This window comes from Acidaminococcus sp. AM05-11 (assembly GCF_003472805.1).
Classification (GTDB): domain Bacteria; phylum Bacillota; class Negativicutes; order Acidaminococcales; family Acidaminococcaceae; genus Acidaminococcus; species Acidaminococcus hominis.
The window spans coordinates 118,257-132,651 of record NZ_QRMX01000003.1; the positions used below are offsets into that span (position 1 = coordinate 118,257).

At 55.6% G+C, this 14,395-nt stretch carries 14 protein-coding genes; 12 read left to right on the forward strand and 2 right to left on the reverse strand.

Annotated features, from left to right (window positions below; translation table 11 throughout):
* Positions 1 to 76 precede the first annotated feature (76 nt).
* The 9 genes from rny (at position 77) to DW089_RS02860 (ending at position 8,274) form a co-directional block, all read left to right on the forward strand.
* Positions 77 to 1,660, forward strand: coding sequence for a ribonuclease Y (gene rny, locus DW089_RS02825; RefSeq protein WP_118286740.1), 1,584 nt, complete (start codon positions 77 to 79; stop codon positions 1,658 to 1,660).
* A gap of 110 nt (positions 1,661 to 1,770) precedes the next feature.
* On the forward strand, positions 1,771 to 2,364 hold the full coding sequence (locus DW089_RS02830) for a hydrolase (protein WP_118286741.1): 594 nt from the start codon (positions 1,771 to 1,773) through the stop codon (positions 2,362 to 2,364).
* Positions 2,365 to 2,500: 136 nt separating this feature from the next.
* Positions 2,501 to 3,289 (forward strand): uridine phosphorylase, encoded by a 789-nt coding sequence (gene udp / locus DW089_RS02835; protein ID WP_105326249.1) that lies wholly within the window; start codon positions 2,501 to 2,503, stop codon positions 3,287 to 3,289.
* A gap of 5 nt (positions 3,290 to 3,294) precedes the next feature.
* Positions 3,295 to 4,518, forward strand: a complete 1,224-nt coding sequence (locus DW089_RS02840) for a phosphopentomutase (protein ID WP_118286742.1) — start codon at positions 3,295 to 3,297, stop codon at positions 4,516 to 4,518.
* The gene (locus DW089_RS02845; RefSeq protein WP_105326247.1) at positions 4,515 to 5,159 is read left to right on the forward strand and encodes a hypothetical protein; all 645 of its coding nucleotides are present in this window, start codon (positions 4,515 to 4,517) and stop codon (positions 5,157 to 5,159) included. Before DW089_RS02840 ends, DW089_RS02845 begins: the two co-directional genes overlap by 4 nt.
* Positions 5,160 to 5,189: 30 nt before the next feature.
* Entirely contained in the window at positions 5,190 to 5,972 is a 783-nt protein-coding gene (locus DW089_RS02850; RefSeq protein ID WP_118286743.1) for a ZIP family metal transporter, read from the forward strand.
* A gap of 119 nt (positions 5,973 to 6,091) precedes the next feature.
* On the forward strand, positions 6,092 to 7,729 hold the full coding sequence (hcp, locus tag DW089_RS02855; protein WP_105326245.1) for a hydroxylamine reductase: 1,638 nt from the start codon (positions 6,092 to 6,094) through the stop codon (positions 7,727 to 7,729).
* Position 7,730: 1 nt separating this feature from the next.
* The gene (locus DW089_RS11310; RefSeq protein WP_158572310.1) at positions 7,731 to 7,892 is read left to right on the forward strand and encodes a hypothetical protein; all 162 of its coding nucleotides are present in this window, start codon (positions 7,731 to 7,733) and stop codon (positions 7,890 to 7,892) included.
* Between the two features lie 19 nt (positions 7,893 to 7,911).
* The gene (locus DW089_RS02860; RefSeq protein WP_105326244.1) at positions 7,912 to 8,274 is read left to right on the forward strand and encodes a DUF488 domain-containing protein; all 363 of its coding nucleotides are present in this window, start codon (positions 7,912 to 7,914) and stop codon (positions 8,272 to 8,274) included.
* 112 nt (positions 8,275 to 8,386) lie between these two features.
* Here DW089_RS02860 and DW089_RS02865 read toward each other — a convergent pair whose 3' ends face one another.
* Together DW089_RS02865 and DW089_RS02870 are read right to left on the reverse strand one after the other, a co-directional pair.
* A complete protein-coding gene (locus DW089_RS02865) occupies positions 8,387 to 9,223 on the reverse strand; it encodes a S9 family peptidase (RefSeq protein WP_105326243.1) in 837 nt (278 codons plus the stop codon).
* Positions 9,213 to 10,484, reverse strand: a complete 1,272-nt coding sequence (locus tag DW089_RS02870; protein ID WP_105326242.1) for a dicarboxylate/amino acid:cation symporter — start codon at positions 10,482 to 10,484, stop codon at positions 9,213 to 9,215. The genes DW089_RS02865 and DW089_RS02870 overlap by 11 nt, the downstream gene beginning before the upstream one ends.
* A 748-nt stretch (positions 10,485 to 11,232) precedes the next feature.
* Between DW089_RS02870 and DW089_RS02875 the strand changes: the two genes are divergently transcribed.
* From DW089_RS02875 to DW089_RS02885, 3 genes are read left to right on the forward strand one after another with little or no spacing between them, the layout of a single operon-like run.
* Positions 11,233 to 11,817, forward strand: a complete 585-nt coding sequence (locus DW089_RS02875; RefSeq protein ID WP_105326241.1) for a biotin transporter BioY — start codon at positions 11,233 to 11,235, stop codon at positions 11,815 to 11,817.
* 1 nt (position 11,818) lies between these two features.
* Positions 11,819 to 13,015 (forward strand): thiolase family protein, encoded by a 1,197-nt coding sequence (locus DW089_RS02880; RefSeq protein WP_105326240.1) that lies wholly within the window; start codon positions 11,819 to 11,821, stop codon positions 13,013 to 13,015.
* A gap of 10 nt (positions 13,016 to 13,025) precedes the next feature.
* Positions 13,026 to 14,363, forward strand: coding sequence for an AMP-binding protein (locus DW089_RS02885; RefSeq protein ID WP_105326239.1), 1,338 nt, complete (start codon positions 13,026 to 13,028; stop codon positions 14,361 to 14,363).
* The last annotated feature ends 32 nt before the right edge of the window (positions 14,364 to 14,395 follow it).

A 14,395-nucleotide genomic window follows, 5' to 3' on the forward strand; every position in this document is an offset into this window, starting at 1 on the left:
GAAAATACTATAAAATAACTTTGTCCAATCGTGTTTATTGGGTTTTAAGGCGACCTCTGGTTGCCTTATTTATTGTATGAACAAGTTTTACAAAAATTCTAGAGAAGAGGAGGTGTACATCATAGATCCCATTAGTGTATTTATCGCTCTTGTCCTTTGTTTGTTAGGTGTGGGCGGTGGCTATATGGCCCGGAAAAATGTTGCCGAAGGCAAAATCGGGGCTGCAGAAGATAGAGCCAAAGAAATCCTGGAAGAGGCTATGCGTGACGCCGAAGCCAAGAAAAAGGAAGCTTTATTGGAAGCCAAGGAGGAAATCCACCGTCTGCGTTCTGAAATGGAACGGGAGAACAAGGAAAGAAGAGCTGAACTCAGTAAAAATGAACGACGCTTGGTGCAAAAGGAAGAAAACGTCGACAAGAAAATGGATGCTTATGAGAAGAAGGAAGAAAAACTCATTGAGCAAAGCAACCGTCTGCAGGCTGCCCAAGCTAAAGTCGATGCTCTTTATGGCCAGCAGGTCACAGAACTGGAACGGATTTCCGGTTTGACCAGCGATGAAGCCAAGCAGGAATTGTTGGACAATGTACGGGAAGAAGTCAAACACGACAAAGCCCGTTTGATCAAGGATATGGAACAGGAAGCCAAGGACGTGGCAGACCAGAAGGCCCGGGAAATCATTTCCCTTGCCATTCAGCGCTGTGCGGCTGATCAGGTTACGGAAACTACGGTTACCGTTGTTCCCCTGCCCAACGACGAAATGAAGGGACGGATTATTGGCCGGGAAGGCCGGAATATCCGTACCCTGGAAACCTTAACTGGTATCGATTTGATCATTGATGATACGCCGGAAGCTGTCATTATTTCCGGCTTTGACCCTGTGCGCCGGGAAGTTGCCCGGATTGCCCTGGAGAAGCTCATCAATGATGGCCGTATCCATCCTGCCCGTATTGAGGAAATGGTGGAAAAGGCCCAAAAAGAACTGGATCAGAAAATTAAGGAAGCCGGTGAACAGGCTACCTTTGAAACAGGCGTTCATGGACTGCATCCTGAACTGATCAAACTGCTGGGCCGGCTTAAATACCGCACCAGCTATGGTCAGAACGTGCTGAAGCATTCCACCGAAGTTGCCCATTTGGCTGGCCTTATGGCTGCCGAACTGGGCGTGGATGTAAACTCCGCCAAACGGGCCGGCCTGCTGCATGATATTGGCAAGGCTGTGGACCACGAGGTGGAAGGATCCCATGTGGATCTGGGGGCAGAAGTGGCCAAACGGTATCACGAATCCGATATCGTCATCAATACCATCATGTCCCACCACGGAGACTGCGAAGCAACCTCCGTCCAGGCGGTCCTGGTTTCTGCCGCGGATGCCATTTCGGCAGCCCGTCCGGGAGCTCGCCGGGAAACCCTGGAAACCTACCTGAAACGGTTGACGCGATTGGAAGAAATTGCCGAATCCTTCGATGGCGTAGAAAAATGCTATGCTGTCCAGGCAGGCCGGGAAATCCGTATTATGGTGAAGCCGGATAAGATTGACGACGATGATTCCGTCATTCTGGCTCACGACGTGGCCAAAAAGATCGAAGAGGATATGGAATATCCTGGGCAGATCAAAGTGGTCATTGTGCGGGAAACCCGTGCCGTGGATTATGCAAAATAAAATTGGCCGTGCCTTTGGGCACGGCATTTTTTTAGGCGGATACCCCAGGTTTGTGCTATACTATAGGGGAATTTTCCACAATACTCAAATATCCGAGGGGAGAGAAAGCTATGGCAGGAACGCGTGAAGAAGCTTGGGAACTGTTAAAGGAATACAATCAGGAGCCTTTCCACCGGCAGCACGGGCTGACGGTAGAAGGCTGTATGCGCTATTTTGCCCGGGAATTGGGCTACGGGGACGAAGAAGATTTCTGGGGCCTGGTAGGTCTGCTCCACGATTTGGATTATGAAAAATATCCGGACCAGCACTGCCGGAAGGAAGCGGAAATCCTCCGGGAAAAAGGCTGGGACGAAAAGCTGATTCATGCGGTAGCCAGCCACGGCTGGCCCCGCTGCAGTGACGTGGAACCCCAGCTGGAAATGGAAAAGGTGCTGTATGCCGTGGACGAACTGTCCGGGCTCATTGGGGCCGCAGCCCTGATGCGGCCCTCCAAAAGCGTCCAGGATATGGAAGTGAAGTCCCTGAAGAAGAAATTCAAGGATAAGCATTTCGCCGCCGGCTGCAGCCGGGACGTAATCCAGCAGGGAGCCGATATGCTGGGCTGGGATCTCAACAAACTGTTTGAGCAGAGCATTTTGGCCATGCGTTCCTGTGAAGAAACGGTACAAAAAGAAGCAGAGCATTTTGGCCATGCGTTCCTGTGAAGAAACGGTACAAAAAGAAATGGAAGAATAAGGAAGAGAATGCGGAGCAAAAGCAATTTTTGCCCCGCATTTTTTCCGCCTGCGTGTTATTATATAAGTATACTGAGTTGGCCGTTGTGGCCGGAAAGGAGTTTGTATGGGACATTACGCAAAACCAGAAGAAGTATTGTACCACACCCAATTGTCCCAGAACATGCTTCTGGGAGCGGATATCGCGTTACTGCCCGGAGACCCGGGGCGTGTCCGGTCCCTGGCAGAGGCTATGGGGCCGACCATTGATCTGACCAGCCACCGGGAATACACCAGCGCCCTGGCGCAGGTGCAGGACAAGCCGGTGCTGGTCTGCTCTACAGGCATGGGAGGGCCGTCCACCGCCATTTGTCTGGAGGAACTGGCCCGTTTGGGCATTCGCCGGGTGATCCGGGTGGGCACCACCGGCTCCATCCAGGAGAACCTGAACCTGGGAGAGGTGGTCATCATCAAGGGAGCGGTGCGGCTGGAGGGTACCAGTACCCACTACGCCCCCTTGGAATTTCCCGCGGTAGCGGACCTGGAACTGACCCAGCTCTTGGTGTATGCTGCCCGGCTGCTCAATATCCCGCACCAGGTGGGCATCTGCGTATCTTCGGATACCTTTTGGCCCGGCCAGGAACGGTATGACAGCTTTACCGGGTACGTGCCCCGCCGTTTCCAGGGCAGCATGAAGGAATGGCAGCAGCTGGGGGTCACCAATTATGAAATGGAAACCGCCGCCGTGTTTGTGACGGCCCAGGCCCTGGGAATGAAGGCAGCCAGCCTGTGCGGGGTGGTGGCCAAACGGACCCAAAGCGAGAGCATAGCTTCGCCGGAGGTGTATAAACAGGCGGAAAGCCGCTTTCAGGCCATTCTCCACCGGGCTTTGAACGAGTTGTTGGTAAGGGAGTGATTCCAGTGAAACGCTGTATCATCTTAATGTTGGATTCTTTTGGCATTGGAGGCGCACCGGATGCCGCCAAATTTGGGGACGCAGGAGCGGATACCCTGGGGCATATTGCCCAGTGGTTTGCCAAAGGCCACGCAGAGGATGCCGCAAAACCCCTCTTAAAACTGCCATATTTGGCCCAGGTGGGCTTGGAACTGGCCCATGAAGCCAGTACAGGCAAAAAACTTGCGGCCAGCCTAAACGCCGCTGAGCCCCTGAAAGGGGCCTATACCTACGCCCGGGAAATCAGCAGCGGTAAGGATACGCTCAGCGGCCATTGGGAAATGGCCGGGGTCCCCGTCAAGTTTGACTGGGGGTATTTTCCCAACGTACCCCACTGCTTCCCCAAGGACATTATTGACGGCCTGATTCAGGCAGGAAACCTGCCCGGGGTGCTGGGAGAAAAGCACGCCTCCGGTACGGTCATTCTCAAGGAACTGGGGGAGGAAAACATCCGCACCGGCAAGCCCATTGTCTATACCTCTGCGGATTCGGTGCTGCAGATTGCCGCCCATGAGGAGCATTTTGGCCTGGACCGGCTGTACGCTCTTTGCCAGGCGGCCTACCAGCTGGTGCAGCCCTACCATATTGCCCGGGTTATCGCCCGGCCCTTTGTAGGGGAAACGGCGGATACCTTCGTGCGCACCGGCAATCGCCACGACTATGCAGTGCCCGCCCCGGAACCCACCCTGGTAGATGCGGTTTACGAACAGGCCGGGGGCGTGTACGCCATTGGCAAGATTGCGGATATTTTTGCCCACAGGGGCATTACCAAGGCCTATAAGGCAACGGGCCTGGATGCCCTGTTTGACGCTACCCTACAGGCTATGGACGATGCCGGGGACAGGAGTCTGGTATTCACCAATTTTGTGGATTTTGACTCTACCTACGGCCATCGCCGGAACGTGGAAGGCTACGGGGAAGGGCTGATGCTCATTGACCGGCGGCTGCCGGAACTGTGGGCCAAGCTCCAGCCCGGGGACCTGGTGCTGGTGACGGCGGACCACGGCTGTGATCCTACCTGGACCGGCTCCGACCATACCCGGGAGCACGTGCCCGCCCTGTTCTTTGGGCCGGAGGTGCTTCCCGGCGCCCTGAAACCCATGGAAACTTACTCCGATATGGGGCAGATTCTGGCCCAGCATTTGGGCCTTACCCTGAAACGGGGGACTGCACAGAAGGTGGTAAAATGAAAGCCCTGAAACAAGTACTGGTACTTTTGGCTTCGCTCTTGAGCTTGGTTATGCTTTTGCCCGGGAGCCCTGCCTGGGCCGCCCAGGCCCCGGCGGAAAGCCCGGCGGCCGTTCCAACGGTGGCGGGGGATCCCCTGAACCGAAAGGGCATGGCCTTTGTGGTCTACGACCAAACGGGGGAAGTGACCCCGGCCATGAAAGCCCTGTGGAAGCGGCAGGTGCGTCAGGCCTACCCTAGGGCCGAGTATACCTTCATTGACGATCCCCAGGCTGTCCAGGCGGCCAGTGCGGTGCTCAGCCAGTCCAATTCCGATGACGACCATTACACTGCGGCGGAATTTGCTGCCATTGGCCAAAAGGCCCAGGCGGACGTGGTGGCCGTGGTGATTGTAAAAGCCATGGAAGAATACTATGTGGAACCTATGCTTATGGGCTGGTGGGACGACGGGCCGGATACCTGGCTCCGGGTGCTGACCGCTGCCGATCTGTACCTGTACAAGCAGGAGAACCAGAAATTCCTGCATAAGAACCTGCGGAAGGTGGAAACCACGGAGGTTTCCCTGGCGGTGCCGCCGGAACGGGAAATCCAGTATGCCCTTAGCAATTTGGCCATGAAAATGGAAAACAAGCCGGAAATCTAAACGGGAAACATCTCAGAGAGGAGCCAATCCATGAATTCTGAAATTTGGAAGGGAATCCTAATTCCCTTTTTAGGCACATCCCTGGGGGCTGCCTGTGTGTACTTTATGAAGGACCAGCTGAACCGGCAGCTCCAGCGGGGGCTGACGGGCTTTGCCGCCGGGGTTATGGTGGCGGCGTCCATTTGGAGCCTTTTGATTCCTGCCCTGGAGGAATCCGCTGCCCTGGGGCGTCTGGCCTTTATTCCAGCGGCTGTAGGGTTCTGGGTGGGGACGTTGTTCCTGCTGCTGCTGGATACCCTGATTCCCCACCTGCATCTCAACGCCCAAAAGGCGGAAGGGCCCAAAAGCCATTTGGCCCGGACCACCATGATGATTTTGGCCGTGACCTTCCATAATATTCCGGAAGGTATGGCCGTGGGCATGATTTATGCCGGCTTTTTGAATGACCCGGGGACCATTACCCTGGGCAGTGCCATTGCCCTGTCCCTGGGGATTGCCATTCAGAATTTCCCCGAAGGAGCCATTATTTCCCTGCCGCTGCGGGCAGCAGGGTTGGGACACCACAAGGCTTTTGTCGGCGGGGTCCTGTCCGGGGTGGTAGAACCGATTGCGGCGGTGTTTACCATCTGGGCCTCCCAGTACATTGTCCGGCTGCTGCCGTATTTCCTCAGCTTTGCGGCAGGGGCCATGCTGTACGTGGTGGTGGAAGAACTGATTCCGGAAATGTCCGAAGGGGAGCATTCCAATATTGGGGTGCTGACCTTTGCCCTGGGTTTCACGGTGATGATGATTTTGGACGTTTCCTTGGGATAATTTTATTTTCGTTGTTTTAACAACGGACAAAGGAGGTGGGTTTCTTTATAATAAAACCATCGAGCGAACAACACCTCAAAGAATCTCATTTTTACCTGTTAGAAAAGGGGAGTAAAAGTATGGAAAATAAAATGTTCTGTTTTCAATGTCAGGAAACTGCCGGCTGCAAAGGCTGCACGGTTGTAGGCGTATGCGGCAAGAAACCGGAAGTAGCTGCTATGCAGGACCTGCTGATCTACGTGACCAAAGGCCTGTCCGCCATCACCACCAAACTGCGTGCTGAAGGCAAGGAAGTCAGCCGGGAAGTAAACCACCTGTGCACTGTTAACCTGTTCATTACCATCACCAATGCCAACTTCGATCGGGAAGCCATCATTGCTGAAATCAAAAAGACTTTGCAGGTAAAAGCTGAGCTGCTGGGTCAATTGACCGATAAGGCCGGCCTGCCGGAAGCTGCCCTGTGGAACGGGGAAGAAAGCGAATTTGATGCCAAAGCTAAGAACGTTGGCGTACTGGCCACCGAAAACGAAGACATCCGTTCCCTGCGGGAAATGATTACCTATGGTCTGAAAGGTCTGTCTGCCTACAGCAAACATGCCAACAACCTGGTACAGGATAACCCCGAAGTAGATGCTTTCCTGCAGCGCGCCCTGGCCGCTACCCTGGATGACAGCCTGACCGTGGATGATCTGGTTGCCCTGACCCTGGAAACCGGTAAATACGGCGTACAAGGCATGGCCCTGCTGGATGGTGCCAACACCGGTGCTTACGGCAATCCTGAAATCACCACCGTGGATATCGGCGTACGCAATAACCCTGGTATCCTGATTTCCGGCCATGACCTGAAGGACCTGGAAATGCTGCTGGATCAGACCCAAGGCACCGGCGTGGATGTATACACCCACTCTGAAATGCTGCCGGCCCACTACTATCCGTTCTTCAAGAAATACACCAACTTTGCCGGCAACTATGGCAACGCCTGGTGGAAACAAAAAGAAGAATTCGAAACCTTCAACGGACCCATCCTGATGACCTCCAACTGCATCGTTCCGCCCAAAGACAGCTACAAAGACCGTCTGTGGACCACCGGTGCTGCCGGCTATCCTGGCTGCAAACACATTGTAGCTGACGAAAATGGCCACAAGGACTTCAGCGCCCTGATTGCCCAAGCCAAGGAATGCAAACCTCCTGTAGAAATTGAACATGGTACCATCGTTGGCGGCTTTGCTCATGAACAGGTATTTGCCCTGGCTGACAAAGTAGTAGAAGCTGTAAAATCCGGCGCTGTGAAGAAATTCGTGGTAATGGCTGGCTGCGATGGCCGCATGAAGAGCCGTGACTACTACACCAAGTTTGCAGAAGCCCTGCCCAAGGATACCATCATCCTGACCGCTGGCTGCGCCAAATACAGATATAACAAACTGAACCTGGGTGACATCGGCGGTATTCCCCGTGTACTGGATGCCGGCCAATGCAACGACTCCTACTCCCTGGCTCTGATTGCCCTGAAACTGAAGGAAGTCTTCGGCCTGGACGATGTGAACAAGCTGCCCATCGTGTACAACATTGCCTGGTATGAACAAAAGGCTGTTATCGTTCTCCTGGCCCTGCTGTACCTGGGTGTGAAGAACATCCATCTGGGACCCACCCTGCCTGCCTTCCTGTCCCCCAACGTAGCCAACGTTCTGGTGAAGAACTTCGGCATCGCTGGCATCGGCTCTGTGGAAGACGATATGAACCTGTTCTTCGGCGCCTAAGATGGCCCTATATGACCCCAGTATCTGTCCCTGCCCCCGGACTTCCTGTCCCCGGTTTGCCCAGTGCGAACCCTGCATCGCTTTCCATCACAGCTCCAAGAAGTATCCTCTGACGGCCTGCGAGCAGTTGGCCCGGAAGGCAGAAAAACAGGCCAAGAAATAAACAGATAGAAGGCTTTCCTATGGGAAATCTCCAGATCAAACGGATTTACGAAACTTGTGAGGAAACGGACGGCTGCCGGATTTTGGTGGACCGTCTGTGGCCCCGGGGCATTGCCAAAGCCAAGGCCCAGCTGGAGGAATGGGAGAAGGAAATTGCTCCTAGTCCAGAGCTGCGCAAGTCCTTTGGCCATGAACCGGACCTGTTTCCCTCCTTTACGGAATCCTACCAGAAAGAGCTGGCAGCAAATCCTGCCGCAGCGGCATTCCTGGAAAAGGTACGGAACCTGCTCCAGCAGGGGAATGTAACCCTGCTGTACGGGGCCAAGGACCAGGAACACAACAATGCGGTGGTGCTGAAGCACTGGCTGGAAACCCAATTATAAAAATAACCGTTCTCAAAAGCTTGCTTTTGGGAACGGTTATTTTGTCTTGCTTTGCAAATGAAAAAGCCCTGGCTGCACAGCTTGCAGTCAGGGCTTTTAGGTTCATCAGGGTTTAGCCTTTTACCACCTGTTCCAGCCAGGTGCCCAGGGTTTCGGCCAGGGCCAGCCGGGCGGTATCCAGGGAGTGGTTGGAGTCCAGGAGTACCAGTTTGTGGTTAGCTTGGGTGGGCAGCTGCTCCAGGGCATTCCACAGGGGCAGCACCATCTTGTCCGGAGGTGCCACCGTATCCCGCTTGCCGCCAATGAGCAGCAGGTTCCGGTGCTGGAATTCCGGAGCCAGCTGGGCAAAGCCCCACTCCTTATAGTGGGAGAAACTGTCCTGCCACAGGACTTCCGGGCTCTCAATATGGAGTACGGCGGAAATCTCCGTAAACAGGGCCTTGATTTCTTCTTCCTGCAGCAGGTCCCGGAGGGCTGCATGGTCAAAGGGGCAGAAGGCCATAATGCCCTTGATCCAGGGCAGCTGCCGGGCGGCGTTCAGTACCGTGTTGCCGCCGTTGGAGTGGCCTGCCAGGAAAATATTGTCCGGGTCGATGCCGTATTCCTTGGGAGCCTCTTCCCGGGCCCAGTTGGCCGTATACAGGGCATCTTCCAGGCAGTGGGAGAAGGAATACAGCCCGTCACTGCCCCAGGCCCCCCGGTGGTACAGCCGCAGCACCACACAGCCCATGCGCCGGAGGCTTTGGGCCAGGTCGTCGTTGCAGTTGGTGCCAGGAATTCCGTGGCACAGGACCACCGCAGGATGGGGAGCCTCGTAGACCCCGCTGGGCAGATAGATTTCCCCCAGGACCCGAGAGCCGCCAATATTGAGCATCAGGTCCAGGGAGTCCGGCAGGGCCGCGCTGCCCTGTTCCGGTTCCCGCAGTACATAGGAGGCATCAATCTTCATAGGCCAGGACATCCTTTCCATTCAAGTTCTTTTTGTACCAGTCTTTCCCGTAGAAAATCCGGCTGATGACCATGGAAACCACGGTGTCGCCGCAGGAGTTCAGCAGCGTGCAGCCCGGGTCAAACAGTTCGATAACCATCAACAGGATGGGGAAGGCTGCTTCCGGCAGGTTGAACACGGATACAATCATGGTTTCACCGGCTGCGCCGCCGCCCGGTACGGAAGACGTGGCTACGGAGGAGGCTACGCCCACGAACAGGGCCAAAGCAAAGTCAAAGCCGGCCAACGGGGTGCCAAACAGAGTGGTGGCCAGCACTTCGGAATACACGATGGCAATGCAGGCACCGTCCATATGGCAGGTAGCACCCATGGCTACCACCACGGAAGAAATTTCCCGGGGAACCCCCAGTTTGTCGCAGGCTTCCATCTGCAGAGGGATGGTGGCGGCGGAGGAACGGGTGCCCAGGGCGGTCAGGGCAGGAGCCAGGATGACCTTGAAGAAGTTCTTGACCCCCCAGCTGCCGGCGCCAATGTAGGCGTACAGCCCCAGGAACAGGAAGAAGTACAGAATGACCACGGAGTAGAACACCAGCATGGCATTGCCGTAGGCCTTTAACAGGTCGATGCCGTAGGTCCCGGTCAGGTCTGCAAAGTAGGCGCCCAGACCAATGGGAGCGGCTTTCATGAGAATGGCCACCATCTTGTAGCATACCAGGGACATGGCGTTCATCCATTCCACTACGGGTTTGGCCGGTTCGCCAATCATGGAGACGCAGATGCCGAAGAAAATGGTCAGGATGATCAGGGGCAGTACGTGGAACCGAGAAATCAACAGCGGCAGGTCGCCCACCGTCAGGGTATTGACAATCTGGTCACTGATGGACACCGTCTTCATGGCCGTCTGGGTGGCTTTGGGGGCGTTAAAGGTGGTGGGCACCCCGGTAAAGTGGGTGACAATCAGGATCAGTGCACCGGAAATGATGGCGGTGGTAATGAAAATCAACAGGGTGTAGCCAATCATTTTCCCTACCTTGCCCGTATCCTTGGTGTTGGCAATAGAGCCGGCAATGGAGAAGAAAATCAGGGGTACAATCAAACAAAACAATAAGTTCAAGAAAATCTGGCCAATGGGCTTCAGGATAGAAGCCTTGTCCCCCAAATAGAGTCCCAGGATGGCACCAATAATACAGAAGGTGATCAGGATAATGGGGTCCCGGTAGTTGGCTAGAGCAGACCGGGTAGTGCTTTTGGCAGCGCTCATGGAAAATCCCTCCCAAAGAAAAATAAATAAAAATAAGTATAACCTGAATTATAGGCTTATAGAAACAGAAGTGCAACCAAATTTGTAGGAAATCTGTAAAATTGTAAGAGAAAAATTCCTTTTGTGGCAAATCCTAGCCTAAATTTAACAAAATACGTTAACCATTCTAAGAAAAGAATTGAACAAGAAAGAATTGAACAAGAAAGAAAAAAGCGGTACACTAATTGCACTATGAATGAAAATATGACAGGATACATCAAGGCGCTCCAGGCTTTTCAGGGAGAGCGGTATCAGGGAAGCCTGATCGGAAAAATTGCCTATAGCCGTCAGGCTAAGGCGGGACCCACTGCCCGGTTTACGGCAGAAGTGGTAAAGGACCGGAAACGGTTCCAACTGCTGCGGATTACCGGCTGGGAGCAGCACCAGCAGGTGGGCCAGCTGGAGGTACTGCTGTTTTGGCAGGCAACGAAGGTAAACAATGATAATGAATATAGTTTACCTAAAGAAGTTTCAAGAGAGGCTTTGCCTCCAGGTGTATATTGGAAAGCGTTTACGCCCCAGGAGGTGTACGCCTTTTCCCAGGCAACCGGGGACGACAACGCCATCCACCTGACGGAGCGTCCTGTGGTCCAGGGCCTGCTCTTATGGCAGGAACTATTTAGCAAGCTGGGAGAACCCAGCCGTATGGAAGTTATTTTCCAGGAACCGGTGCATGCCGGGGAGGGGATTTATTTGGAGGAGGAGCAACATGAGCAGCGAAATCAATCAAACTTTACATTCTGCCCGGGGAACCCAGGGCAGCCATCTCAGTTCCACCCGGGCCCTGACCACCAGCGCCGTCTGCGTGGCACTGCTGGCCGTATCGGCCTACATTTCTTTTCCCTTGCCTTTTACCCCGGCCATGGTGACGGCCCTGACCATTATGGTGAATCTGGTGGGGTTCCTGAAAACCCCTAAACAGGCCGCAGTAATTCTTGGCATCTACTTGCTGCTGGGCATGGTGGGGGTCCCCGTCTTTGTAGGCGGTACCAGCGGCATGGCCAAGATTTTTGGACCTACCGGAGGCTTTAACCTGGGCTTTTTGGCAGCCGTAGTGGCCATGAGCGCCATTCGGGGCGGCCGGAAATGGTCCTTTGGCAAATTGGTGGCTTTGGGGGTTTTGGTGGGTATGCCCATCATCTACGCCGGCGGCTGCATCAGTATGTACCTGGTAGCCAAGGTGGGTCTGTGGAAGACTCTGGTTATGGCCGTTTTCCCCTTCCTGATCGGAGACGTGCTGAAAGTGGTGCTGGCAGCCTTCCTGGCTTCCCGGCTCCAGCGGTACGTGTTTTAACATGGAGCGGGTATATATCCTGGGTGGCCTGCGCAGCCACCTGGGTGCAGAAAATGGCATATTTAAAACGGTTTCACCGGAAAAATTAGGGGCTGCCTTGCTGCAGGCCCTTTTTCGGCGTTATCCCCTGAGCCGGGAAGCAGAAGAAATCCTGGGAGGCAATGCGGTGGGTACCGGGGGCAACCTGACCCGGCTGACGGCACTTCTGGCCGGCGTAAAGCCGGAAGTTCCCTGCCTGACCCTGGATATGCAGTGCGCCTCCGGAGCGGCTGCCCTGTCTTTGGGCTTTGCCAAGGTGCGCAGCGGCCTGGCAGACGTAGTGCTCTGCGGGGGCTTTGAATCGGCCTCCCTGCAGCCTCTGCGCCATTACGCCCCGTCAGATCCCCGATATACCCCGGACGGCTTCCAGACGGCCCAATTTTCCCCGGACTCCAATAGTCCCCGGGTGATGCTGGAGGGCGCAGAACGGACGGCCCAGGTGTACGGGGTTACCAGGGAGGAGCTGGACCGTTGGCCGGTGCGCAGCCACCAAAAGGCGGCAGCCGCGGGGTCGGTGGTGGCTCCCTATATTGCCAGCCTTTTTGGCAGTACCCGGGACGAAAGCATCCGTCCTCGTATGTCCGCCAAACTGGCGGCCCGGATGCCCACCCTGTTTACCCAGGAAGAAACGGAAGCCCTGCTGACCCCGGAAGAACGGGCCCAGTGCGGGACCGTTGCTCCCACCCTGACCGCAGCCAACGCTTGCCTGCACCAGGATGGGGCGGCCTTTGTGCTGCTGGCCTCGGAAAGGAAAGTCCGCCAGTGGCAGCAGGAGGGCAAAGCCCCGGAAATGCTAGCGGAAGTGGCGGACGCCGCAGAAGCCGGCGTGAACCCCCGGTTCAGCCCTTTGGGAGCCCTCGCTGTGGGGGACAAGCTGCTGCAGCGCAGCGGCCTTGGGCCTGAAGCCATTGATACCTTTGAATATAATGAAGCCTTTGGGGTAATCAGCGCCCTGTTTGCCCGGAAATATCCCGGCTGCCTGGACCGATACCTGCCCCTGGGCGGGGCCTTGGCCTATGGGCATCCCTACGGGGCCAGCGGGGCTGTTTTGGTACTCCACGCCCTGGCCCGGCTGAAAGAAACGGGGGGCATTTGGGGCCTGTGCGCCATTGCCGGCGCCGGGGGCACCGGATCCGGCCTGCTGCTGCGCAGGGTCTAAGGAGGAAACTATGGATTATCTGGGTCTTTTGGAACAATGGGCGGCGGTCCAGCCGGAGCGCCCCTTTCTGATTACGGCAAAGGCCAGTTATACGTATCAGGAGATTTTGGAGCGGGCGAAAGACTATGCCAGAACCCTGGCGGCTTTCCAACCGGAACACCGGCCCCTGCTGATCCTGCGGAAAACGGCCCTGGAGCAGCTGATTTGCTTTCTGGGAGCGGAAAAGGCGGGCTGCGTACCCGTTTTGGCCCATCCAGATTTAAAGCCTGCTGCTGCCCGGGAATTTATGGTCAGGAGAAACATTCCCTACGGGGATCTTTTGGGAGAAAAGGTCCAATTTGCCCCCCAGGGGGACCCCCAGCCTGAGCCGGTGTGCATGGGCGTCCTGAGTTCCGGCTCCACCGGCCTGCCCAAGCTGATGTTCCGGCGCTACGCAAGCTGGGCCGGCTTTTTTACTGAGCAGAACAAAAAGTTCCAGGTAACTGGGAATACTGTAGGCTTTACGGAAGGCAGCATGAGCTTTACGGGAAACCTCAGCGTCTGGGCTTCCCTGCTGTATGCAGGAGCGTCCCTGGTGCTGTCGGATACCCTTTACAGCCGCACCTGGCTCCGGGAAATTGGCCAGTTCCAGGTGACCCTCTTGTACCTGGTGCCGGTGAAGCTGAAGCTGCTGCTGCGGGCGGCCCAGGGGCAATACCCCTCGGTAACGGCCATTATGGCCGGGTCCCAGCTTTTGGCGCCGGAAACAGCGGATCAGCTGAAGACCCATTTTCCCCACAGCCAGATTTACCTGTACTACGGAGCCAGCGAGCTGAACTATATTACCTGGCTCACCTACGAAGAACTCCAGCAGCACCCCCTGAGCGTAGGGCGCCCCTGTCCGGGGGTGAAGGTTTCCGTTTTGGACGGGAAAATCTACGTGGATACCCCTTACCATGTGGAAGGGGTGACCTGCCCCTTTACTTTGGAGGACCGGGGCTATTTTGATGCGGACGGCTACCTGACTTTTTTGGGCCGGGACGGCCGGGTAATCAACAAGGGCGGCCTGACCCTATCCTGCACCCATGTGGAGCAGGCGATTCTTTCGGTTGCCGGGGTAGCCGACGCAGTGGTGCTGCCCGTAGAGGAGGCAGCCCGGGGAGAGGACCTGGGAGCCTGCGTTATTCTTCAGGGAATTACCCTGGGGCAGCTGCGAAAAAAGCTGAAAGACCTGCTGCTGCCTGGCGAAATCCCCGGCTATTGGCTGGAACTGGACGCCCTGCCCCTAACGGGAGCCGGCAAGGTGGACAGCAGGAAGCTCAGCCAAAAGCTTCAGGCTTTGGTTCAAAATAGCCGTAAGAGCCTTTAAAAAATGCAAAATAACTGAAAAGACGTTACGAA

Excerpts from the sequence above, each read along its gene's own strand:
- rny (WP_118286740.1), top strand. The coding sequence starts at position 77 with ATGAACAAGTTTTACAAAAATTCTAGAGAAGAGGAGGTGTACATCATA.
- DW089_RS02830 (WP_118286741.1), top strand. The coding sequence starts at position 1,771 with ATGGCAGGAACGCGTGAAGAAGCTTGGGAACTGTTAAAGGAATACAAT.
- udp (WP_105326249.1), top strand. The coding sequence starts at position 2,501 with ATGGGACATTACGCAAAACCAGAAGAAGTATTGTACCACACCCAATTG.
- DW089_RS02845 (WP_105326247.1), top strand. The coding sequence starts at position 4,515 with ATGAAAGCCCTGAAACAAGTACTGGTACTTTTGGCTTCGCTCTTGAGC.
- DW089_RS02850 (WP_118286743.1), top strand. The coding sequence starts at position 5,190 with ATGAATTCTGAAATTTGGAAGGGAATCCTAATTCCCTTTTTAGGCACA.
- hcp (WP_105326245.1), top strand. The coding sequence starts at position 6,092 with ATGGAAAATAAAATGTTCTGTTTTCAATGTCAGGAAACTGCCGGCTGC.
- DW089_RS11310 (WP_158572310.1), top strand. The coding sequence starts at position 7,731 with ATGGCCCTATATGACCCCAGTATCTGTCCCTGCCCCCGGACTTCCTGT.
- DW089_RS02860 (WP_105326244.1), top strand. The coding sequence starts at position 7,912 with ATGGGAAATCTCCAGATCAAACGGATTTACGAAACTTGTGAGGAAACG.
- DW089_RS02865 (WP_105326243.1), bottom strand. The coding sequence starts at position 9,223 with ATGAAGATTGATGCCTCCTATGTACTGCGGGAACCGGAACAGGGCAGC.
- DW089_RS02870 (WP_105326242.1), bottom strand. The coding sequence starts at position 10,484 with ATGAGCGCTGCCAAAAGCACTACCCGGTCTGCTCTAGCCAACTACCGG.
- DW089_RS02875 (WP_105326241.1), top strand. The coding sequence starts at position 11,233 with ATGAGCAGCGAAATCAATCAAACTTTACATTCTGCCCGGGGAACCCAG.
- DW089_RS02880 (WP_105326240.1), top strand. The coding sequence starts at position 11,819 with ATGGAGCGGGTATATATCCTGGGTGGCCTGCGCAGCCACCTGGGTGCA.
- DW089_RS02885 (WP_105326239.1), top strand. The coding sequence starts at position 13,026 with ATGGATTATCTGGGTCTTTTGGAACAATGGGCGGCGGTCCAGCCGGAG.